Annotated in this window: 12 protein-coding genes and 1 pseudogene; 2 read left to right on the forward strand and 11 right to left on the reverse strand. The window is 63.1% G+C overall.

All coding sequences use genetic code 11. The features are described from left to right. Positions 1-5: 5 nt before the first annotated feature. The 5 genes from O0881_RS04115 to O0881_RS04135 form a co-directional block, all read right to left on the reverse strand. Positions 6-776 (reverse strand): sigma-70 family RNA polymerase sigma factor, encoded by a 771-nt coding sequence (locus O0881_RS04115; protein WP_289910283.1) that lies wholly within the window; start codon positions 774-776, stop codon positions 6-8. An 85-nt stretch (positions 777-861) separates the two neighbouring features. Then, entirely contained in the window at positions 862-13668 is a 12807-nt protein-coding gene (locus O0881_RS04120; protein WP_289910284.1) for a filamentous haemagglutinin family protein, read from the reverse strand. A gap of 257 nt (positions 13669-13925) precedes the next feature. After that, positions 13926-14927, reverse strand: a complete 1002-nt coding sequence (locus O0881_RS04125) for a DUF4880 domain-containing protein (protein ID WP_289910285.1) — start codon at positions 14925-14927, stop codon at positions 13926-13928. Between the two features lie 123 nt (positions 14928-15050). Next, positions 15051-15566, reverse strand: a complete 516-nt coding sequence (locus O0881_RS04130; protein WP_289910286.1) for an RNA polymerase sigma factor — start codon at positions 15564-15566, stop codon at positions 15051-15053. 2 nt (positions 15567-15568) lie between these two features. Beyond that, complete coding sequence (locus O0881_RS04135; protein ID WP_289910287.1) at positions 15569-16330, reverse strand: TonB C-terminal domain-containing protein; 762 nt, start codon at positions 16328-16330, stop codon at positions 15569-15571. A 394-nt stretch (positions 16331-16724) separates the two neighbouring features. On the opposite strand from O0881_RS04135, the gene O0881_RS04140 reads away from it, so the two are divergent. Both O0881_RS04140 and O0881_RS04145 read left to right on the forward strand, forming a co-directional pair. Next, complete coding sequence (locus O0881_RS04140) at positions 16725-18383, forward strand: alpha-glucosidase (protein ID WP_289910288.1); 1659 nt, start codon at positions 16725-16727, stop codon at positions 18381-18383. Between the two features lie 37 nt (positions 18384-18420). Then, positions 18421-18579: pseudogene (locus O0881_RS04145) on the forward strand (transposase); the annotation flags it as partial. On the opposite strand, the gene O0881_RS04150 reads toward O0881_RS04145, so the two are convergent. The 6 genes from O0881_RS04150 to O0881_RS04170 form a co-directional block, all read right to left on the reverse strand. Then, a complete protein-coding gene (locus tag O0881_RS04150) occupies positions 18576-18839 on the reverse strand; it encodes a hypothetical protein (RefSeq protein ID WP_289910289.1) in 264 nt (87 codons plus the stop codon). The pseudogene O0881_RS04145 and the gene O0881_RS04150 sit on opposite strands and share 4 nt — an antisense overlap. A 670-nt stretch (positions 18840-19509) precedes the next feature. Further along, positions 19510-19653: a DUF4113 domain-containing protein gene (locus tag O0881_RS29215; protein ID WP_354670204.1), complete on the reverse strand. Its 144-nt coding sequence runs from the start codon at positions 19651-19653 to the stop codon at positions 19510-19512. 105 nt (positions 19654-19758) lie between these two features. Then, positions 19759-20142 carry an SOS response-associated peptidase family protein gene (locus O0881_RS04155; protein ID WP_289910290.1) on the reverse strand — a complete coding sequence of 128 codons (384 nt, stop codon included), beginning with the start codon at positions 20140-20142 and terminating at the stop codon, positions 19759-19761. 148 nt (positions 20143-20290) lie between these two features. Beyond that, on the reverse strand, positions 20291-20551 hold the full coding sequence (locus O0881_RS04160; protein WP_251348445.1) for a hypothetical protein: 261 nt from the start codon (positions 20549-20551) through the stop codon (positions 20291-20293). A gap of 2 nt (positions 20552-20553) precedes the next feature. After that, the gene (locus tag O0881_RS04165; protein WP_289910291.1) at positions 20554-20919 is read right to left on the reverse strand and encodes a hypothetical protein; all 366 of its coding nucleotides are present in this window, start codon (positions 20917-20919) and stop codon (positions 20554-20556) included. Between the two features lie 266 nt (positions 20920-21185). After that, positions 21186-21974, reverse strand: a complete 789-nt coding sequence (locus O0881_RS04170; RefSeq protein ID WP_289910292.1) for a DNA adenine methylase — start codon at positions 21972-21974, stop codon at positions 21186-21188. Positions 21975-23621 lie beyond the last annotated feature (1647 nt).

The following is a 23621-nucleotide window of genomic DNA, read 5'->3' on the forward strand; positions in this document are numbered from 1 at the left end:
CTGCGTTACTGGCTACTGCTGCTCCTGTGACGGTGATCAATCCGTGTCATGCGAGGGATTTCGCCAAGGGACTGGGTTTGTTGGACAAAACGGAACAGGTCGGCAGCTGGGCGTTGCCGCGCCAGCGCAGTGGACTCGGCGGCGAGCACCTTGGCCTGCCAGCGGCGCGAGAATCCTCGCCGGGACTGGTTAATGCCGCCGAGCACATTCTGCCCGGTTTCCCGGGCACAGTGATCCAGGGCCTGGCGCAGCATCGTATCGATATTGGTCAGGGAAACCTGATACTCGTCCGCAACCTCCTGGCGTGTTTTTTCTTCGATCCTCAGGGCGACCAGCACGGAACGGTGCCGGTACGGCATGCGCTGCATCGCGCGCTCGACCTCGGCCAGGTCGGAGCGGGCCAGCGCAATCAGGTCCGGGCCGGGCGCTGGATCCGTCAGATGCTCGATTGCCGCGGCATCGTCGTATTGCGCGGACCGCCTGCCACGCAGCTCGTCCATCGCGACATTGCACGCCACCCGGTAGACATAGGCGTTCGGGTTTTGCACGGATACCGGGGTGCTGGTATCCGCCAGCCGCAGCCAGGCGTCGTGCAGGCAATCGCTGGCCAGGTCCGCGCAACCGAGATTGCGCAGCAACCGGCGGTGCAGGCGGGCATAGTTCGCCGCCAGGAAATCGCGCAGCACGATGCCCGGGGCATGCTCGCCGAACGGTTCTGCTACGAGCGCATCGGCAATATTGGAGGCCTCCAGGCCATCCAGGGTACTCGGGTTCATGACGTCTACCTCGGTGTTCGGCTGCAAGAATGGGGGAGCGGCCCCGCCTGTTCCCTGCACAGGGCAGGAAACAGGCGGGCACGCGCTACATGCCGCTGGACTGGCGCTCCTGCTGCAACTGGCGCAGTTGCTCCGGGCTCAGGCGCGCAAGCTGCTTGGCGTCAAAATCCCGCCCCACGCCAAGGAACTGCACGGGACTGGCAGGATCGTAGGGAACGCCGCGCGATGACTGCAAGCCGGCCCGCGGTGGCGGCGGCGGTGCTTCCACCTCCCCCTCCATCGGCTCGTTGCCAAAGCCGAGCAGGCGCACCGTGAAGATCGACGGCAGGTTCTGGCGCGTCGTCGCGCGTTCGCGCTGCAGCACGTCCTGCGCGGCGGCCGTCGCCTGCGAGGCTGCCGCACTGGCATTGCTCAATGCGCCGACGTTCACCGCCGCCATGGCCGGCATGCCCGTCGACTCGCCCTTGACGGCGATATTGGCCGCATTGACCACTTGCAGGGCCGCCAGGTTCACATTGCCCGACACGCGGATACCCGCTTCACCCGCGTCGATGGTGCCCAGGGGCGCGATCAGGTCGATATCGCCGGCCGGCACTTCGGGAATCGGCGCCAGCGTGGCGATACCGGCACCGGTGCTCGGCACGTCCGATGACAGCGTGACGTTGCCCCACTGGTCGTACGCACGCTTGGGAGGCGTGTAAACCACGGTGGTCTTCGAACCCCGGCCAGCATTGATGTCGCCCTCGGCCGACCAGCTCATGATGCCGCCGCCGAACGTGGTCATGATGCGGCTCTGGCCCAGCAGGATGCTGCCGAGCGAGTAGATCGCGATGTCGCCCGCGCCCTGGGTCAGTACGCCCGACTCGGACGGCGGCGCCTCGCCCTCGATGCCGTAGACCTGGCGGCCGCCCGGCGTCATGAGCTCGATATTGCCACCGAACAACGTGCGTACGAAGCCGCTGCGCGGCGTGGCGCCGGCCCTCCCGCGGAACATCGTGATGTCGCCGCTGTAGTTGATCGGCGTTCCGTCCGCCCTCCCCTTTGGAAACAGCGCCGCGATGGCATTGCGCCCGCGCAGGTAGCTGCCGAAGCGCGCGCCGTCCGCGTCGTTGTACTCGCGCCCGCCTGCCTTGAGTTCGGCGAAATACACCTGGCGCGCAAAGATGCGTTGCTGCGTTGCCGGCAGCGCGTCGAAGAAAGCCTGCGCCTCGCCGGCCGTGCCGGTGAAGCCCAGGCCGTGGGCCGGTTCGGCCAGCCAGGTGGCCAGCTCGGCCTCGTAGGTCTTGACGACCTTGCCCGGCTGCTCAGCCAGCGGCATGCCAGCCTGGGCGCGCTTGCCTTCGCCGAGGTAACGCGCCAGGAAGCCCTTGTAGTCGGGGCCGTTCACGCCTACGCCGGCCAGCATCGAGATGCTCGCGCCGGGCCGGCTGTCGCCCGACACCACAGGCCCCAGGCTGGTCACGCCCGCGCGGTCTTCCATCTGGATGTGGCGCCCTGCGGTGATCTCCAGCGTGCCGGGGCCCGCCACGTTAAAACTGCTGTAGACGATGTCGCGACCGGCCGAGACTACCGACACGTCGGTCGGGGCGCCGTGCGCGAACAGGTTGCCCGAGCTTTCATAGCGCGCACCCAGGCCTGCGTCAGTGGGCAGGGCCTGGCCGATAGGCGTGCCGCTGCCGACGATGTCGCGCCCGGCCATCATCCACACCGGCTGCCCGGCCTCGTAATAAGTCTGGCCAGCGCGTGTCGGATCGTTGGACGTAAAGACGTTGATGCGGCCCGTGGCCACACCCACGAGGTCGCCGTGCAGGGCATAGAAGCGCGCCGGTTCGCTGCCATGTTTGCCGCCTGCCGAAACAGTGTTGGCGCCCAGTGCGAACAATGGCCTGCCATTTTCGATGAGGTTGCCGGCCTCGGCGAGATTGCTCACAACTGTGCCGTTCGCCAGCGTGCCCCGGAAAGCCGGATGGAAGGGCGTGGCCATGGCACTCTCGGCTGCGCCCGAGGGGCTCACGGTGTAGCCGCCGCCATGGATCGAATCGCTGGCAAGAAACTCCAGCAGGCTGTTGGCCGATGGCGCCAGCACCAGCGCGCCGGTCGCCTCTGTCGTCCTGTCCGTGGCCATGCTGCCATAGTAGAGGCTGCCGCTGGCCGCAACCGCGCTCAGGATCGACGGGTAGACGTTCGCCATGTCGGTCGGGAGTGCGCCAAGGTTGGCCATCTGCGGCGTCAGGTCGCCGCCGGCCGAGAACAGGCGGATGGCGGTGTTCGGCGTCCACAGCGTGAACCAGCTGTCGCCGCTGCCCTTGGCCGCGCCGACGTTGAAGGGCGTGGCCTTCGGCAGCACGGCACGGCCCGCGTCGTTGGCATCCGTCACGACCAGGTCGCCGCGCGTGTTCAGCTGGTAGCTCGCATCGCCCGGCACCAGCAGCATGCCGCCCTGCGCCACCGCGCGCCCGGCCGAGAACGGATCAATGGCCTGGGGGTCGCGTTCGGACAGCTGGCCGGTGTACTGCGCGTAGCGCAGCGACTGGGTGCCCATCGCGCCGGCTTGCATCTGCACGTCGCCGCGCAGGTTGACGACGGCGCCATTCAGCACGGCGTTGGTCTGGATGTCGTTCAAGGGATCGAGCGCCAAGGGATTGAGTGCGCCGCCGACGCGCAGGCTCAGATCGCCCCCGCCGGTGAGCGCCAGGCTGCCATCGGCCAGTACGCGGCCGGTGCCGCCCACGGCCAGCACCAGGCCGTCGCTGCGCAGGTTGTCCGTGCCGGTGCGAACGGCCGCACCCCGCTGGGACACAAGGCCCGCGTCGCCGCCCACGTCCACGCGCAGGTCGCCGCCGCCCAGCGTGCCGTAACCGGTGAAACCCAGCAGCGTGTCGGTCGTGCCGCGCGTGGCGTAGCTGCCAAAGTTGATCCACCAGGCCGCAGCCTGATCGTTGCCTTCCCCCAGCGTGCTGCCGCTGCCCTGGCGCCACAGCCAGTTGGCGGTGTCGTTGGTCGTCACGCCCTTATCGGCCGGGTTGGGGCGGCCGACGCCGGTCGAGGCGATGGCCTGCGCCGCCTCGCCGGTCAGGTTGCCGCCGGCCTGCAGCGTGAGGTTGCCGCCGCCGGCCGGGTACCAGGCGCGTGCCAGGCTCTCGGCCCCGCCATCGACGAACTTCTCGTAGCCCTTGTTCTTGTCGCTCAGCACCGTGCCGCTGCTGCCCACCACGCGCGGCAGGTTATACGGGTCGCCGGCCTGCGTGGCCTGCGACGAGGCGCCGGCCGTATAGACGCCGTAGAGCGAGTTCATGCCCAGGTTGCCGGCCGCGCGCAGGTCAAGGTCGGCGGCGCCGGTGCGCAGCACGCTGAAGCGGGTGCTGCCGGGCAGGTATTCGTAGTAGATGTTCACGGGTAGCGAGACGCAATAACTGGAGCTTCCCTTACATAGCGCCTCAGCCGTCTTGAACGAGCCTCCGGTCAACCGCGCGACATCGGCATCGAGTATCGGCGTATCCGCAAGCGCAGGATCCTTGAATCTCCGGGCTGCGGACGCCGACCAATTGAACGCGTAGACGGGCGTGCAATAGGACCCGTTCGCCCCGCACAGCGCCGCAGCGGTCTGGTATCTGCCGCCCATGAGTTGGCGGGCGACTTCGTCGGTGATTTCTACGCCTGCCTTCAAGCCCAGATCGGCAGCCGCGAGCGATGTCCATGCAAACGCGCCTTTGAACGGCAGCGCCTTGGCGAACAGACCGTAGTGGGTGTCGGCCATGCGCAGGCCGCCCGCTGCGGGGTTCTGCTGCGGCGTGCGCGGGTCGGCCGCACCGAGGTCGGCGCCGCCCGCCAGCTGCAGCGACCACGACTGCGAGCCTTCCGGCAGCATCGCGGCCACGCCCCACAGCCGGCCCGCGCCGCCAGGACGAAGCTCGACCGACTTGGCGTCGCCCGGCAACCTGATGTCGGTCGAAGAAGGCAGCAGCGCCCCCACGGGCAAGGTCGTGTCGCCATGCATCAGGTACTTCACGCCCACGGCCGGCAGCGCGACGCCCTTGGGCCAGACCAGCGCGTCCAGCATGGTGGCGCCCGACAGGCGCGTGCCCGCGTCCAGGCGCGTGCCTTGTGGCAGCGTCACGGTTTCGCCGGCGATGCTGCCGGCCGCGTGAATAATCTGTCCCGAGGCATCGCGCACGTTGGCAGCGAGCACGGTCCCGGCGGGCAGCAGCATCTCAGCCGTCAATTCGCTGGACACGGGGATCAGCGTGCCGGCGGCAAAGTCACTCGACTGGATCGGCAGGTCAAAATTGAGCGCGTTGCCGCCTTCGAACGCCGTGCCATCGGCCAGCACGACGCCGGCACGCGGGATCACCGTGTCGGCGCCGAAGAAATTATTTCCCGAAAGCAACAACCAGCCTTTGTCGTCCTGCGTGGCGGGCGGCGGCGCGAAGCCGTCGTTGATGCTGCCATAGATATCGAGGTTGCCGGCTGCGCGAATGCGCAAGGTGCCGACTTCGCCCGAGCCATAGACGCCGGTCTTTTGCGTGTGCGGGTTGACGCTGGCGTAGCGATAGTCCGACAGGTCCAGGTCGCCCGACACGACGATGTCGCCACCCGGGTTGCTCAACGCATTGCTAGTGATCTCGATGCCGGGACGCAGATGGAAGGCGTCGGCATAGGCCGGGTTGCGCAGGCCGGCAAGCTTGCCGGTCATGAGGCTGGCGCGCGCCAGTGCGGCATCGATGAAATCGTTGTTGTCGTCGTGCTTGTCCTTCAGCCAGGTCTGGGTGATCTCCTGGTAGGGTCGTCCGCTGGCAGCCGGCGTGCTGACCAGCGGGGCGTCGTCGTAGCGTTGCATGGCGTTGACCGCGATGGAGCGAGCGCCGCGGATGTCGAGCGCACCGCGCGCGTCGATGGCGATGTCGCCGTGGACCGCCGCATCGGCCGCCCCGTTGATGCCCGGCAAGCCGTTGGCGCCGATGCGCGGCGCCGAGAGTTCGAGCGTGCCGCGTGCGCGGCCGTCGTTCTGCCCCGGCTGCGTGCCCAGGGTCGCGGCTGTGCCGTGGCGCAGGTCGACGCGTGCGCCGTCGGCCAGCGTCAGCACGCCGCCCTGCGTACTCAGGTCGACGATCGCGCGGTTGGGCGAATCGATGATCTTGCCGTAGCTATCCACGCGCAGCAGCGTGCCGTGCGCATCGAGCACGGCCGAGCCCGCCACCGTCAGGGCGTTCTTCGCCGCGAGGTAGATGCGGCCCGCGCGCTCGCCGCTGGCGTCGACGGTGCCGTTGACCGTCAGGCTGCCGTTGTCGACCGACACGTTGACCTCGCCGGCCTTCAAGCCGTCGCCGATGGCGAGGTCGCCCTGCTTGAGCTGGAAGGTGCGCGTGCCGGACACGCCGCCTTCGTTGAGCCGCTGGTTGAGGGCTGCGAACTGGCTGTCGGACGCTACGCCATCACCGAGATGCTGTGCGCGCACTTCCACGCCGCCAGCCAGGTAGGGCACGAGCGTGCCACCTGCGCCGTAGCGCCCCGTGCTGCCGCCGCGGATCGCGCCCTGCATGTCGACCACGCCGGCCTGGTCGCCCAGCGCCAGCGCCTTGAGCGTGCCGGCGCGGTTGTTCCGCGCCGACACATCGATCACCGAGCCAGCGGCCTGGCGCACATTGCCGGCCAGGCTTTCGAGCGTGACGTCGCCGCCCCAGCTGTACTTGGACACGTCGTTGAAATCGATCTTGCGGCCGGCCAGGTCGAGCTGCGCGCGCCCGGTCAGCGTGAGGTCCTTGTCGGCGGTGACCACGAGCTTGCCAGTGGGCAGTGCCAGCATGGTGTCGATGATCACGTCGCGGCCCGCAAGGCGCAGTTCCGCGCCGAGTGCGGCATCGGCGACCGGTGTAGTCAAAGGCACGGAAGCGCTCACGCGCAGGTCGCCGCCCGCGGTGATGCGGTTGACCGAGCCCGCCGCGCCTGTCACCAGCGGCGCGTCGATGCCGAGGTTGCCGCCGCTGTAGGCATAACCCTTGCCGGCTTCATACGCGCCTTGCGACTGGTAGACCGAGAGGCTGCCCTTGTTGTTGGCGGTAATCCGCTCGCCGGCCTTGAGCCGCACGTCAGCGAAGCCCAGCGCCAGACGCGCGTCATCGCTGGTGCCCGCGGCTTGCGTGCCTGGGCCATAGCCAAATTCGATGGTCCCTGCCTCGATGGCCAGCGTGCCGCTGCCGGTGCCGGCGCCGCCCGTGACTACGGCGCCGGGCGCCACGGTCGATCCGGTCCAGATCAGGTGGCCGGTGCGGATGGTCGCCACATCGCCGGCCGCACCCGCGCCGTAGATGGCGGGCGTGCCCAGCACCAGGCGCGCGAGCGTGGATTTGCCGGTGGCCGGGTCGATGGTGTCGAGCGAGGCGCTGCCAAAGAATCGCAGGCCGCCGCTGGCGTTGAGCTGCAACGTCTCGAGCGCCGGGGCGCCGTACCGCGTGTCGCCGCGCAGCAGGCGGTCGAGCAAGCTCTGGTTCAACACCAGGCCGGACGGTAGCGTGCTGCGCGCGGCCGCGTCAGCCAGCGCCACGCTGTCGCCGACGTTGATGCCCTGCACCGCCAGCGTGAGGTTGCGCGTGCCGTAGCGCACCGTGTCGTCGAGTACGAAACGGTCGGGCGTGGACAGCGCAATGGTGCCCTGGGAATACAGCTCGGTCTGGCCCGCGCAGGGCGAGACGGTGCATGTGCCGATCTGCAGGCTGCGGTTCCCCAGCAAGTCCACGCTCGGCAGACCCGGCAGCATGCTAAGCACGCCGTTGGACACGGCCACCAGATTGCCGGCCGTACCCGCGTAGAAAAATCCATCGGCCGAGTCATAGGCCGCGCGGCCCTTGCCCAGTGTGTTGACACCCGCGCCCTGCTCGATCACGAGGTGGCTCGGGTTATCGGTGTTGGTGGCATCGGCCAGCAGAAACACCTCGGGAGCCGACAGCACCGCGCCCTGGCGCAAGGTGAGTCCGTTCGTCCCTGGGTTGAACCTCACAATGTTGCCGCCCGAGCCGTATTCCACATACTGCAGACCGCCGAGCATGAGCCGCGAGGCGCCCATTGCATTGAGCGCATCAGCGTTCAGCGTCACGCCCTCGAAGCCGGCGGTAGCCTTCGCACCGCCGCGTACGACCTCGATCTGGCTTTCAGGCCCCCCATATCCCGCAAAAACAGCCACCGCGCCGCCGTAGCCGCCCTTGGCCGCGTCGAAGCGGCCGATGCCCCCGAAATGGAAAGCGTCGGCGCCGGCGTCGGCGCCAGTGTTCGGCATGAGGGCCAGCAGCAGCGTGCGCGCGTCCGCGGGTGCCATCGCGCGCGGCACGCCGATGCGCGCGGCGTCGCTGACGATGAACTGGTTGAACGAGGTCTCGTTGTACTGCGAGTAGGTACGCAGCACCTCGGCCGGTGTAAGGATCGCCTGACGGAACAGCGTATCGCCGATGGCGGTATTGGCGATGCCGAGCCGCGCGGCGGCCGACCACGAGCCGTTGCGCATCGCGCTGCCGGGCTGCGCCGCGCCTTGGCCGGCGCTGTCGTTAAGCTCGACGCGGAAGGCACCGGGCATCAGGGCATAAGTGGAAGGCATCAGCGTGTAAGTGCCCGCGGGTAAGCCCGGCACGCCGGCACCCAGCGTGATCTGCTGGCCGATCAGCGGGTCGACCGCGCCACGTTCGCCGCCCGCCGGGGCGACCGGGGCTTGCACCCCGGGCACGACGGCATACACCGGGTTGCCCGCAAGACCGGGCAGGCTGAAGCTGCCATCGACCGCAGTGCGCACCAGCGGGTGGTAGCGCGCATCGGTCGAGCCGCCCCGGCCACCGATAAAGCCAAAGCCCTTGAGTTCGCCGCCGCCCGAGAGGTCCAGTACCGCGCCAGGCTGCACATTGACGCTCGCTCCGCCCAGCGTGAGGCCGACCGTCAGCGCCTGTCCGCGCGAATCTGCGCCGCCCACGCCGATCAACTCCACCTTCGTGCCGTCGTAGAGGTAGTTGATGCCGTCAACCGTGCCGCCATAAGGCATCAGCAGGCCGTTGCCACTTACCGAGGTCAGGCTCCCAGGCAGGAAGTCGACCCGCGTGGTGTTTGCGTCGCCGATGCGCAGGCTGCCCAGCGGCACGCGCAGCACGCCGCCCTGCTTGATGGTCGCGGCGCCGAGCGTCAGGCCGCCGAAGGCCGCATAAGGCACCGCCGGCGCGGCTTGCCCCTTGCCTTCGATGCGCAGCACGCGATCCGGTGCATAAGTGCCGTCGGGCAACACACCCGCCTGGATCGAAGCCGAGACGCCGATGGCCGGGTAGATTTGCGCAGCCCGCAGTGTGAGGTCGCCAGGGGTGGCCAGGCTGGTCGTCGGCACGCCGTTGGTCAAGGCCGGCACGTCGGACAGAAAGCGCAAGTCGCTGTCGCTTTGCAACGTGGTCTGGCCGAAGCCGCGCCGCTCCACCCTGATGCTGCCCGGGATCTCCGGCGTGTCGCTGTCGGACGATATCGGTATATCGCCGTTGACACCAGACATTCGAACCGACGAGCGCACGTCGATGAGGCCGGCATGCACCTCCAGATGTGCCTCGGAGGGTAGCCAGTCGCCGGTGCCGATGACGCCGAAGCGACCTCGGGTCACGTCCACCCCCAAGCTCTGCGTGATGCTGGCCAGCCGCACGTAGGGTGCTTCCAGCGTAATGTGCGCATCGTTGCGCGCGTTGTCGGCCAGCATCAGCGCGCCGTAGGTCGACAGGCTCTGGCCGAGCCGCAGGCTGGCGTTGTCTTCCAGGCTGATGCCGCCCGCGCTGAGCAGCGCGAGCTTATCGAAGCCGCCCCGTGTGACCGTGTCGACGCCCAGCCGGCCGTGGCCATAGACCAGCGCCGCATCGGCCGCGCCGGGGGCCAGTCCGGCCGGCAGGTCCGACGGACCCTGCAGCCCGCCGATCACCAGGTCGCGGTAGTTGCGCACCGCGTTCTCGGCCAGCGTGTACTGCGCCGGGCCGGAACTCGTGCGCACTTCGGGCGATTCCAGCGCGACTTGCAGCGTGCCGCCAGCGGCGCCCGCGCCGCCCGAGCGGGCCCGCAGTTCGCCGTCCAGGTAGAGGCCGTTGTTCGAGGCCAGCGCGATATGCCCGCCGCGGCTCGCTACCGCGACCGGGCCGGCAGCGCCCATGTCGAACACGGCGGCGGTACCCGAGGCATCGAGCACGGCACCCTCGCGCACGACGATGAAGCCGTTGGCGGCCGTGGCCGAACCGTCGCTTTCCTTGATCTCGCCGCCGATCACGATGCTGCCACCGTCGCGCACGATGCCGTAGCGCCGGCCGTGCGCATCGAGCGCGGTCGCGGGCGTGGCGGACACGTCGATCAGCGCCTGCTCGCCGAGCCAGATCGAGCGGCTGTGCGCCCCATCCACGGCATGCTCCTGCTCCATGCGCGTGAGGTCAAGGTTCTTCAACGAAATACTGCCGCCGTGCGCCAGCAGCCGGCCTTGCAGCGTGAGCTGGCCGACGCTGCGCACGTCGATGGCCTGGCCGGGATCGACCGTGATCTGCGCATCCCGACCAATGACCGCAGCCACCGTCGGCAGGTCGGCTGCCAGGGTCTGCACCGTGCCCGCCTGCAGGCTCAGGCTCGCACCGGCACGCTGCGTGAGCACGCCCTTGGCGGCATCCTCGGTGTAGAGCAGCGGCGTCCAGGCTTGCAGTGCTTTGCCCAAAACGGCGGTGCTCGCGACATTCCTGGCTTCGGGCGTTACGCGCAGCACCGGCATCGTCACCTCGACCTGCGTGCCGTCGGTCACCGTGACGCCGCGGTCGCCGATGAGTGCATAGCGGCTGAAGCCCTTGTCGAAGAAGTTGCCTGAGAGGAGCAATGTGCCTGGCTCGGCCGAAGTGTCTGCCCCCCCTCGACCGTCCGTGACGAGCATGCGCCCGGTCTGCAAGCTCAGCGTGCCGCCACCCGAGGTGCCCCAGCCACGCAGCGCGCCATCGGTCGCCAGCACGCCCTCGCCACCGCCGGTCTGCGCATTCGCCTGCAGCCGGACGTCGCCGCCCTTGCCGCCTCGCTGCGAGGTACCGTTGGCCAGCAAGGCCGCACCCGAGGACACGTCGATGACGCTGCCCTGGGCCAGCAGCACGTCTCCGCTGCTGCGGATCGACACGCTGCCGCCGTTGCGCCACGCCATGTTGCCGGTATCGGCAGGATCGAGCCACAGGTTGCTCCACAGGCCGCGCGTGTCCAGTGCCACGCCCCGGGCCACCGTCACGCCCGCGCGCACGCCTTCCGGCGTGGTGGTCTGCGTGGTGTCATCGAGGCGGTTGGTGCTGGCTTGCGCGAGCGTGTCGCCCAGGCGGATGCTGCCGCCGTGCGTCGTGAGGTCCGCGTTCACACCGACTTTCGGGCCGTAGAGCGCGATGTCGCCGCCATTGCCCAGCGTCAGCGCCGAGTCCACCGTGATCGAGTTCTCGGCCGCAATGCGCACTGCCCCCAGCGAGAAGCCGTTGAGCAACGTGGTGTCGAGGGTCAACGTGTCCTGACGCGCGGCTGGTAACGCCGCCGTGAGGTCGAGCCCGGTTGCGATGCGTTCGGCCGTGTCGCTCAGCACCACGTTCTTCACGCCCGCGGTGTCGAGCCGGCGGTGCATCAGGCCGGTATTCTTGTCGTAGAGGGTACCGTAGGTGCCGACCACCAACTGCCCGCCGCGCGCCACCGCCATCTGCGACTGGTCATACCCGTCGAGTCCGGCCTGCGCCGCCTGCGTCTGGCCGCTTCCCCGGAAGGTGTCCCCCGCGATGTCGCCCTCGAGCACCGCGTTCTTCGTCCCGACCACCAGCACGCCCGCATCGCGGCCCACCGTGTAGCCGCTTTCCAGCCTGCGCTGCTGTCCGATCAGCGGGTTGTAGTAATAGCCGGTCGCCTTCTCGCCCCAGCGTTCGTGCTTGTCTTCGTAGCCCTTGTAGACGCCCGTGTAGCGTTGGTCGCCCGGGGCCTTGTTCACTTCGTACAGCCGCCCATCGGTCCCCTTGAGCCAGGTCTGATTGATGAAACCGCTCTGCACATTGACCGTGCCGCCCGAGAGATTGATGCTGGAGCCGGCCTGCGTGACCACATCGTTGCCGCCAAAGCTCACCGTGCCGCCCTGCGCCATCCATTCGCCCACGGTGTGGCCCGCGGTGCCAAGATAGCCGCCCACCTCCAGCAGGCCGCCCGCCGTGTACCAGCGCTCGGTGGCGTAGCCGTTCGTGCCCTTGGGTACGAACACCAGGCTGCGGCGGTCGATCCACATGTCGTTGCTGTTGAGGGTCTTGCCATCCCGGTTGACCGGCGCATCGCGCTGTTCATTGCCCTGGACGTTGACCTTGACGTTGTTCGATTCCATGGCCAGGTTTACGCCCACGGCGCCGGAAACGTCGATCCGCGCGCGCTCACGCACCAGGCTGCGCTGGGCTGCATTGATGACGATCTGACCGCCGGTAGCCAAGGTCAGGGAGTCGCTCTGGAAGTCGGCCGCGCCGCTGCTGCTGATCTCGATGCGGGACTGGTCGCGGCGATCAGTGATGGCCACGATGTTCTCGGGAGTGCTGATTGCCGGTCCTCGCAGGCTGTCGCGCTGGCTGTCCAGGGCCCTCTTGCCGTCGTCCTCGATCACCACGGCAGTGGCTGCACCCTGGCCGAGGGCGACCTTGCCATCCGCGCCGATGGCGTTCAGATGCACGGTGCCGCGCGTGGTGACGCTGGTGGTGGCAAGGACGATGCCGTTTTGCTGGACGTCACGCCCCACCAGGGTCACGTCGCCCTCGCGAGCCTGGATCAGGCCGGTATTGCTCACCTTGCCCGACAGGCTGTCGGTACTGAACTGAGGGGTGATCTCGTTGCCGCGCGTGGTCGACGCCTGGTTGCCATCGGTGCCGACACCCTTCTTGATGATGAAGTTGTCGCCGGCCGCAAGCGCAGTCTGGCCTTTCTGCGTGGCGATGTCTCCCCCGTTGTGCACCTCCTTGCCGAGCAACAAGACATAGCCGCCCCCTTCGGTGGAAGTCTTCGGGGCCAGCGTGGCGATCCGCGCACCGGCCTGTATCTCTACCTTGCCCTGGGCATTGGTAAAGCTGGGCTGGCTGGCATTGGCCGTGTAGATGCCGCTGGTCTTGAACTGGCCGTCGTCGATCTGGGCGGCGGCGGCGACGAGGTTGCGCGTATTGACCTGGCTGCTGCCATTAAAGACGATGCCGTTGCGGTTGACAATGAGTACCGTGCCATCGGCCTTGATCTGGCCCTGGATTTGCGAGGGCCGCGCGTTCGGGTCATTGACGCGGTTGAGAACGGCCCACTCCTTTTGCTGCCTGAATTCGACCGTCGTGTTGCGACCGACATTGAACGTCTCCCAGTTCAGGATAGCCTTGTCGGCCGTCTGTTCGATGGCGACGTTGCTGCGGCCGTCGACCTGGGTAAGCGTCGGGGCATTGGCGTTGTGCCAGCCTGCGCTCAGCGAATTGGTGTCGATTTTCAAGCCACCCACGGTCATGCCGTCGGGAATGGATGCCCCGCTCGCTGCCGCCAGGCGGGCGGCGGCCTGGGCCGACTGCTGCGCCGCGATGCCGCGCGCGGCCAGGTTCAGGTTGCTGATGGAGCGCTGCAGTTGCTCGTTGGCCTTCTGCTGCTGTCCAAGCGGGCTCGTCAGGTTGGATGCGGGCAAGCCGTTGGGCAGCCGGCCCGTTTGCGACGCCGTGTCCCGGACCGCGCCCTTGTCGGCAAACCATGCCGGACTGAACGCGCGCTGCGCATGAGCCGGCACCGTCACCGCGCCGGCGGCCAGCGTCAGCGCGATGGCCCGCGCCAGCGGCGCCAGCCTGAATACCCGATCCTGTTTGCGTATCGTTTGATTTTCCCTGCCACTGCGCCCGCGTGTGTTCATGTAAGTATCCGCCTGGTCATTGAGTCGATGCCGTCCGGCTGCCCGTCTCGCCCCGGCCAGCCACATTCATGAAGGCTTTCCCCATCGCAGCCGAGTAGCGCCGGCGACAGGAAGAGCCCCTATGCAAGGGTGACGAACCGCACCACGCAAATACCGCAAACTTTTTTGAAACTATTTTTGTAACCTCTGCGCACAGCGCCGGCGACACGCGCGCCAACGTGCCGGGACTTGCCGTGCAACACGATGGAGCGAGCCGTTCAGCTCAAGAGCAGCAATCCCGCCGGCAGCGACCGTGCCTGCAGCTGAAACGATTCCTGCAACTGCCACAGCGCCAGGTCCAGCGAGGCCGTGAAGAAACGCCCGCTGACGGGCTTGTTGCGCACGGCATCGTTCATCAGCACCACGCGGCCGGCGCGGTAACGATTGATTTCGTCGAGCACGTCGGCCAGAGGGGCCTGGTCAAACACCAGCATCCCCTGGCGCCAGGCCGACACTGTTTTCGGGTCGATGCCGGCGATGTCGCCCAGCGAACTGGCGCCATAAACCAATTGCTGGCGCGCATGCAGCTGACGCGCGCCGGCCGGATGCTCCACGCGGACGGCGCCCTCGATACAGGTGACGCAAACCTTGCCATCGAGGTGGCGCACTTCGACCCGTCCGGATTCGAGCAGGCTGCGGCCAACGCCGGCCACGACGGCAAAGGCCGGCCCCGCCCCCCTCAAATCGATGGACGCCTCGCCCGTGAGCAAGTCCAGGCCAACCAGCCTGCCGCCATCGGTCTGGCGGCGTATGCTGGTGCGCGTATTGAGGATGACGTCGACACTCTGGGACAGCGCCAGCGTGCGCTGTTCGCCAGGGGCGGTGCGCTCGTCTGCAGCCCACTCGTCCGGTCCCGGCCACAAGCCCAGGGGCGGATGGACCACGGCCACGCCGGCGACGGCCGCCGCGCCGATGGCAGCGCCGAGAAAAGCCCGCCGTCCGCCGGGCGCAAGCAGGGGACGGCGCGCGCGCGCCGGCACGGCTTCCGGCCTGGCGCGCAGCAACTCGCGGGCCGGGGCCTCAAGCGCATCCCAGCGCCGCTTCACGTCGTTGTACGCGGCCTGATGCGAGGGACTGGACTTGACCCAGCGCCGGAACCGCTGCGCATCCACTTCGCGCGCGTCTCCCGAGGTGAGCAGGCGCAACCAGTTCCACGCCTGGGCTTCCAGCTCGGCGGACGAAGCGGCGCGGCTGTCCTTGGGCGGCGGCGTCTTCATCATCGTGTCAGGTCCAGCGGCCAGGCCGGGCCGCAAGGCAGGAAACCTGCGGGCTGCTGCGTGCTGCTTGCATATGTTTTTTGCTCTCTCATACTTGATGACGAATGGCGCCCCGGAAAACCCGCATTATTTATGCTCCGCCGCCAGATAGGTGTCCAGGCGCTCATGGACGCGCTTCAATTCGTATTCGACCGTCCGCAACGACACGCCCAGCCGCTGGGCCGCCTCTTTTTGCGTCACGCCTTCCGCATGCACGAGCAGCGCGACGGCCCGGCGGCGCTCGGGCATGCGGTCGAGCAGCTGCAACAGGGCATCCAGGTCCGAGCGTATCTCGGCCGTGCGCGCCGGTCCGGGGGCCGGGTCCACCAGTTCCTCCAGCAATGCATCGATATTATCGCCGGACAGCAGGCGGCTATGCCGGCGCTGCACGTCCACCGCGATATTGACCGCCATCCGGGACAGGTAGGCACCGGGGTTCTGGACGGGCCCAAGGTCTTCGCCGCCCTTGAGGCGCAGCCAGGTGTCGTGCAGCGCATCGCCGGCATCTTCAGCATTGCCCAGCTTGCGCGTCAGGCGCTGCTTGATGGTGGCGTAGTGCTTGCCCAGGTAGTTCAGCAGGAAAAGCTGCGTGCCTTCGGACATGGCTAGCCCTCCCCCTGCTGCTGGCCGCACTGCGGCCCCACTCCAGGGGCGCTGGGCGCAACCATCATGGTCAGAGGCTGGCGCGCGATTGCCGCAGGTGGCAGGCGGCCGACGCGCACGCCGCGCACCGCGTGCAGCAACGCGGCATCGCGACGGGGATCGCCACTGCTGCCGAGCAGGCGTGCGCCGCCGATGCGGCCATCCGTTTCCAGGTAAAACCGCAGCAAGGACGTGTAGTTGCCCGGCCGGGTACGCGCATCCGAGCACAGCGCCTGCCAGATACGCATCTGAACCAGTCCGGCATAGCCATCCTCGCTGAACAGCTCCGCCATGCCATTGCGCGGCAAGGTGGATGCCGGTGCGGCGGATGCCACGGCGGCCTCTCTCAGAATGAAGGTCTGGCCCAGGCCAGAACTGCGCCTGTCAGCAACCAGTCCGGTACCTTCGAGCAGGATGCGCAATGCCGCTTCGGCTGAATAATGGCCGTATACCGCCGTGGAGGTACGGGCATGCGCGATATCACTGGAAAACAATGCAGGCTGTCCTGTGATGTCCGCATATTGGTTCAGCGCCGCATTGAGCGGCTGCGCCGGGATACTGAAAGCAAGGAGAGAAATAGCCGCATCCGAAACGGGATTGACACGTGCAGCACCTGTAGGCGGCAAATCGGGAGGCGCGCCATGGGCGTCCCCTGTTAATCCGATAAACCCACTCAGTACCCAGAAGAGCGCCAGCCCGTTGCAGCTCAAGCCGCCGACGTACATACGCGCCCCTGTCGATCCCGCCACCGCGCATTGCCGCGAGCGTCGTCAAGCCAGCAGCGGTGCTGCATGGGGCATGGCAGGATGACGGATCGAGTCGGCAAGGTAGCTGCACCATTCTGAAATGGTGCATAGTGGCATTCAAATGTGACGGTGTTGTTACATCAACACTGAATCGCCATGAGTTGCTATCGGTAGCTTAGACTATTCTGATCCACAGTTCTTGAAAGAGGAAAAACCGGTGGATCGTGTTGGTAGCCTGAGTGTCCTGACAGACGCCAGGTGTACGATCTCATAGCTGCCTGATTCAAAGACGAGATCGGATCTGCCCTACCCCTGGCGATCCCTTGGCACGTTGCAAGACAGTGCCGTCAATCAATAAGCGAGAAAGATAATCATGTTGGATAAGAAATGGTGGCATAACGCCGTCGTGTATCAGATCTACCCACGTAGTTTTCAAGACAGCAATCACGATGGGGTCGGTGATCTGGCCGGCATCATTGGCAGACTGGACTACCTGCAACATCTGGGAATCAACCTGATCTGGCTGTCGCCAGTGTACCGGTCGCCGATGGACGATAACGGCTATGACATCTCCGACTATCAGGATATCGCCGCCGAATTCGGCACATTGGCCGAGATGGAGCAGTTGATCGCAGAAGCGGCCAGGCGCGACATCCGTATTTTGATGGATCTTGTGGTCAACCACACCTCTGACGAACATGCCTGGTTCGTCGAGGCGAAGAAATCCAGGGATAGCCCCTACCGTGACTACTACATCTGGCGCAATGCAGGCGCCGATGGCTCCCCGCCCGACCAGCAACGTTCGTATTTTGGCGGGAGTGCATGGGAGTACGATTCCGCCAGCGGTGAATATTACTTCCATCTGTTCTCGAAACGACAGCCGGACCTGAACTGGGAAAATCCTCAGGTGCAGGCAGAGGTGTATCGCATGATGAACTGGTGGTTGGACAAGGGCATCGGCGGCTTCCGCATGGATGTGATCGATCTCATCGGCAAACAGGTCGACCAGCAGATCATCGCCAACGGCACACGACTGCACCCGCTACTGCAGCAAATGCACCAAGCGACCTTGGCCGCACGCGATGTATTGTCGGTGGGCGAGACTTGGAGCGCCACCCCGGAGACAGCCAAGCTGTATTCCGACCCGGCGCGTCAGGAGCTGTCGATGGTCTTCCAGTTTGAGCACATCACAATGACCCACGATACCAAGGAGGGGAAATGGAAGCCGCGGCCGTTCGATCTGATCGAATTCAAGCAGATCATCGGTAAGTGGCAGACCGAGCTGGCCGATGCCGGCTGGAATTCGCTGTTCTGGAATAATCACGACCTGCCGCGCGCCGTATCCAAATACGGCGACCCCGGCCGTTACCGGGTCGAGTCGGCCAAGATGCTGGCCACCGCGCTACATTTTCTCAAGGGTACCCCCTACGTCTATCAAGGCGAGGAAATAGGCATGACGAATGTACGTTTCGATTCCATTGACGACTATCGCGACATCGAATCGCTCAACCTCTACCACGAACGCACGGCCGCCGGTGTACCACCGGAGACGATGATGGCCGGCATCCACGCCAACGGGCGGGACAATGCACGCACCCCAATGCAGTGGAACAGCACACACAACGCCGGCTTCAGTACTGGCACGCCATGGCTCAAGCTGAATCCCAACTACCCGGAGATCAACGTCGCGGCCGCACTGGAACAACCCGATTCGGTCTTCTTCCACTACCAGAAGCTGATCGAACTGCGCAAGCACTGGGACGTCATGGTTTACGGAAATTACCTGCCGTTACTGGAGCAGCACCCGCAGGTATTCGCCTACCGGCGCAGCTTGGGAAGCCAACAGCTGGTTGTCGTCAACAACTTCTCCGGCGAACACGTCGAACTGGATCTGCCGGCAACGCTGCACGGCATTGCCGGGCAAGGCTTGATCAGCAACTATGCCCAGCGTGACAGCTGGACCGACCACCTCAGCCTGCAGCCATACGAATCGTTTGCTATCGCTTATGTGTGTGAGGCAGGGTGCGGATAAAGCGTTGTTGTGCAATCACATCGAGTCGCGCGAACGCCTGGGTAAATGGCGCTGGGTGGTTGAGCGCACACTGGGCTGATTGCACCGCTTCCGCCGATTACGCGTCCGCTATGAACGCCGTGCCGATATCCGCCAGGCGCTTCTCTCGCTTGCCTGCATACTCATCTGCTGGAGATACATTCAGCGGTTTTGTTAGGCGTCCTTAGTGTACGAACTTGTTGCTTTGAAAGCAAGGAAGAGGATTGTCAGGCGTTCTAAGCCAGCTTGACGTGAAAACGGCCGCAGAAAGCGGCCGTATCGTTGAGGCTGGGCAGCGGAATAAAAATCCCATTGCCCCAAGTTTGCCCCAAGTTCGTATTTTTGCAGGATGAAAAATCCTAAGTCATTGAATACAAAAGAAAAATTTTGTGGGAAGTGCAAGTTTCGAACTTGCGACCCCTGCAGTGTGAATGCCATTGAAAGCGCCAATTTGCAGGGTTCTCACAGGGAGTGTTTCGTCATGACTATCAAGAGAAGTCGCTAAATTGCACCAAATTACACAGGAAATTACACAGGGCTGAAATGCTCAAAAGCAAGGGAGTTACATCGACCTGCAATTCCAGATATGGCTATTGGGCGAAACAAGGAAGGGTATGCCAGCACTGGCTGGCACCACGACTATACCGACACGAGGATGGGGGCGCGGGATATCCTGCCTTAATTGCCGAAAAATCCAAATGAACAGCCTCCCCCAAGCATGCCCCTCCCTCCCCGATATGCCGCAAGATAAATGTAATATTTCCAACAAACCGCTGGCTGCGGTGTAATCTGTACATATAGGCAGTATGCAAACATCCACAACCTGGGAGGATATATGCCTTGCATTGATCATGAATACAAGAATTGTCCCGCTTATATTGAATTGGCTGACGGTAAGTATTGCACAGTACCGGGATGCCAACGTCAAAAGGCCATCACCCAAACCTCCAAAGCCTTGTTCGAGCACCTGAACAATGATTTGGAGGATGTTGTCATTCCTGGCAAGACAGGCGGTAGACAGGGCACGATCTAAGAGGGCACGGACGTCGACAGTACCATGCTCGTTAAAAGTTGCACCGAGACATCAAAATCTAGTGCAGCTACTTGGTTATAATTCTCGGCAACTCCAGCTCGCTGCGTAGCGAGGCGCTCTATTTTCTGAAAGCATAGCCCACCGCCGCGTCAGGTCTGCCGAATCCAGACGCACCGTATTACGGCAATTACGTTTGCTTGTGATATCCAGCGCGGCCATTGCCAAACCGGAGCGCACCCTTCCCCACTCGTCTCCGCCACCAGAGAACCGTCCAACCAACTTAGGCACTGATCAGGATCAAGGCTCATCACCATGCGCTTTTCGTCATCGGGCTGGTGGAAGCGCTGCATCAGCGGATGCCCGTCTGCGTTGATCGTCAGCATCGAGAACGACAGCAACTGATCCCCGGGCGGTACTCCCATATCCTGGCAATGGCCACCGGGCCGCCGTCCGTGCGCTCGATGCGCCAGCGCAAAGGCTTGCCATTTCGTAGTTGGGTTCGAAGAAGTTGGCGGCCGGGATGATGCAGAACTGCTTGCGCTTCCAGGCGCTGCGGAAGGATGGCTTTCTGGCTACCGCTTCGGTGCGGGCATTGTAGGTCTGGCGGGCCAGTTTGTGGTCAGCCCAGTGGGGTACCATGCCGAACATGGCGGGGGCGATTTCCAGCTCGCCGGGCGCCTCGTGAGAGCCGCGCAGGATGGGGGCCATGTACCCGCTCCATGCCTCGGGAGATAGGTCGATTTGAAGCGAGCGTACGCCGACCATTCTTCGATTTTCTCTTTGCGGCTGGGGGGCGGTAGTCGACACACACGTTACGAACCCGTCCAATCAACTAGCACAGCATTGATACAAAGCATCAAGTCATCACGTTCTTTATTTCGGGATAATATCTATAAACAAAATAAATAATAATTAATAAAAGTAACGAAGCCAATAATTGGGAGAGAGTGCTTGAAAACCACTTTCGCCATCCTCCCGCATCTATATTTTGCACCTCTTCGGACACATTACTCCTTGCGGAGAAATTTTCCACATTTTCAATTTTTGCAAAATCCGCCCCCTTGTTTTTATTGTCATCAAGAACAACATTCTTTGAGTTTTTTATGTCGAACATCATAGTTAATCTGAGCTCTCTCTTAGACGATTAATACAGAATCTCAATGCCTCAGCACTAAGAATTTTTCGAGTATCGTTACCATATTTGGTGACAGGAAATGATTTTCCTTTCGTTTCACGTATCGAATGATTAGCATTATTAGTGTTTTTACGTGCTATTAGTCCATCAATCCCATCAGCTTCAACTGCAGTCCTGCAGGCATTAAAGTCACTCCCTTCCAGAAGTAAATTTTTCACATCTTTTGCACTCACACCAATATCCAAATTATCAAACTTACAGTCAATAATTGATATATCAGAACCCCCATCTATTCGTATCCCCGCTCCCATCCCACCCCCACTTAAATTCGTTCGAATTGAGAAATTCATAAAAAACTTAAATTACACTTCTTTTACAAATAAAAAACAAAACATAGAAATATGATTTGAAATGCCAATTTTTTGGGCGACTTAAAAAACTGTATCATACAATTATACCTTGACTGCAATGCAGTTTCGATCTGAAATAAAAAACACGTGCAATGTGCAAAAGCGTCTCCTCACTCGTCCCCGTAGCTAAACCAATTAGACAAGCCGCACCAAGCGTTAGCACGATCTCTTCGTCTGTTGCCACAGGTGCAGGCTTGTTGGACTACTTAGAAAAGCCCTGCCGGTTCGGACGCTCTATCCCAACTATAAATAATCAGTTCCCTGCGCTCGACAGCCTTGCCACCGCCGCCCACGTTGTACTGGATGCCAGTCGTATCCATCTGGAAGCGTGCGAACACGCGTCGGATATCCGGGTGATCGTTCAGGCTCAAGATGGCTTTACCCTTCAGCCTGCCCATCAGCTCGGGCATCTTCTCGTACTGAGCGAATTCAAACTCCACGCCATAACCGGCCGTCTCCCAGTACGGCGGGTCCAGGTAAAACAGCGTGTGCGGCCGGTCGTAGCGCTGCATACATTTGTACCAGTCCAGGTTCTCGATGTAGGCACCAGAAAGGCGCAGGTGCGCGGCCGACAAGTTCTCCTCGATCCGCAGCAGGTTAAGCGGGGGCGCGGTCGTGGCCGTGCCCCACGTCTGGCCGTCGACCTTACCGCCGAAGGCATGCTGCTGCAGGTAGAAGAAGCGGGCCGCGCGCTGCAGGTCCGTCAGGGTATGCGGCGGCGTGTCCTGCAGCCACTTGAACACCTCGCGACTCGACAGCGCCCATTTGAACTGGCGAACGAATTCCTCCAGGTGATTCTTCACCACGCGGTACAGGTTGATCAGCTCGCCGTTGACGTCGTTGAGCACTTCCACCTCGGCCGGCGGCCGCATGAAGTACAGCGCGGCGCCGCCAGAAAAAACCTCGACGTAGCAGGTGTGCGGCGGAAATTGCGGGATGATGCGGTCGGCCAGGCGTCGTTTGCCGCCGATCCAGGGGATGATGGGAAAAGCCAAAATGTGAACCTCCTAATGTTAGAGTCAAATTACCTTCCCGAGGTAACACGAGCCTACTTGGTTCACTGGCCTGGCCAGCGCTGAAGCCGATTGTCATTGTGGACGCAGCGACAATCGGCACTCAGCGTTCATATATCCCACAATTACTGGATGCCTCAGAGGCTAAAGCCGTGCAAAATTCTCAACAAAATTACCCTCAATGTGTTAATTTAACAACGCGCGGAACATTAGATAATTATTTACAACCTATGTGTCAGCTCACCACAAAATAAAATAACTATGAATTTCTCAGACTTACTTTCATTTTCGGCTACCGCTGCTGTCCTTACCTTTGTATTAAATCAACTGGTTTCGATAGGAAAAGAAATATATAACAGAAGTGAAAAGAGAAAATATCAAGGCCTACGGCTTGCCTTAAAGCTTGAACGATTTGCAATTGATTGCGCTGGCTTAATTCACGACCAGATAGCTTTCATCAATTCACATGGGTCGACAGGCTCGCCATTTTCCACATTGCCAACGTTTGAATTGCCGGAGTCGAGTGGAATTTATTTCCATTACATCTAACCAACACAGTTCTTTCATTTGAGAATGACATCCGTGATGCCAACGCTTCTATCTCCTTCGCAATTGATTACGATTCAGCAGACGATGGCACTGAAGAACCAAGCGAACAAGCAGGTCTTTGTGGCTATAGGGCATCACAACTAGCTGATTTGCTTCGCAGAAAATATGACTTAGGATCACCGGAAGCCGCACTACATGGTTGGGACCGTGTTAGTTTTCTGAAGGATTTGCACGATAAGAAACTGAGCCACTATCACTCAATGAGGGGCATCCAGCAATAGCCGCCTCCAGTAGCTCCACATATTTCCGCCCGCGCGGCCAGTCCCGCGCCAGCGCCAGGACGATCTCGCCGTCCGTTGCCGCTGGCGCCAGCTGGTCAAACTCGTAGGTTGGCCGGTGCGGCATCGGCTTTACGCTTGCACCTTACTTAGATGGCTGTTTCGCGCAAGCAACATCATACTGTGACACACTCATAGGATTGCGCGAATTTTGTGGCTGCTGTCCAGCATATACTGTTCCAGCCTGGCCATCTGGATTGAAAGCTGACCCAGGTGCAGAAGCTGAATTACCAGGAGTATTGGGAGCAGTGGCACTGCCGCAGCTTTGATTTGGTTGCCCCGAATGCGATGGGGTAGGTAAAGCTGGTGCAGTTGTCGTTGCGTGCGTTGTCGTCGTGTGCATTGTTGTTGCGATCGGGGTTCCTAAATGCGGACCGGCCTTAACGCCGCCATTCCCTGCAGATGCAGCTATTCCCGTGATAAAAAGAACAGTACCGATCACGGCCAGTGTAGAGATATGCCTCATGGTAAGACTCCTCTTCTAACGTCCAATTTCCTTCTATTGAGTGTATACCAAGAGCCGAAGTTATCAACTTAGACAGCATTTACTCTATCCGGCCCCGCCGTGCTGGAGAGATGGACGCTCGACTGCACAAAGACACCTGTGGCACTAAACTTGCATTGATCTGAAGGTCTCAAGACTCAATCGACTAGCTCACTCCCCTACTGTCTACCTGCACAAACACTCCGAATCAGCACTACAGCCCTATGCTACTATCCTGCACAAACGCCTGGCACGCGC

Origin of the sequence: Janthinobacterium sp. SUN100, from assembly GCF_030397705.1 — a bacterium.
Classification (GTDB): Bacteria; Pseudomonadota; Gammaproteobacteria; order Burkholderiales; family Burkholderiaceae_D; genus Janthinobacterium; species Janthinobacterium kumbetense.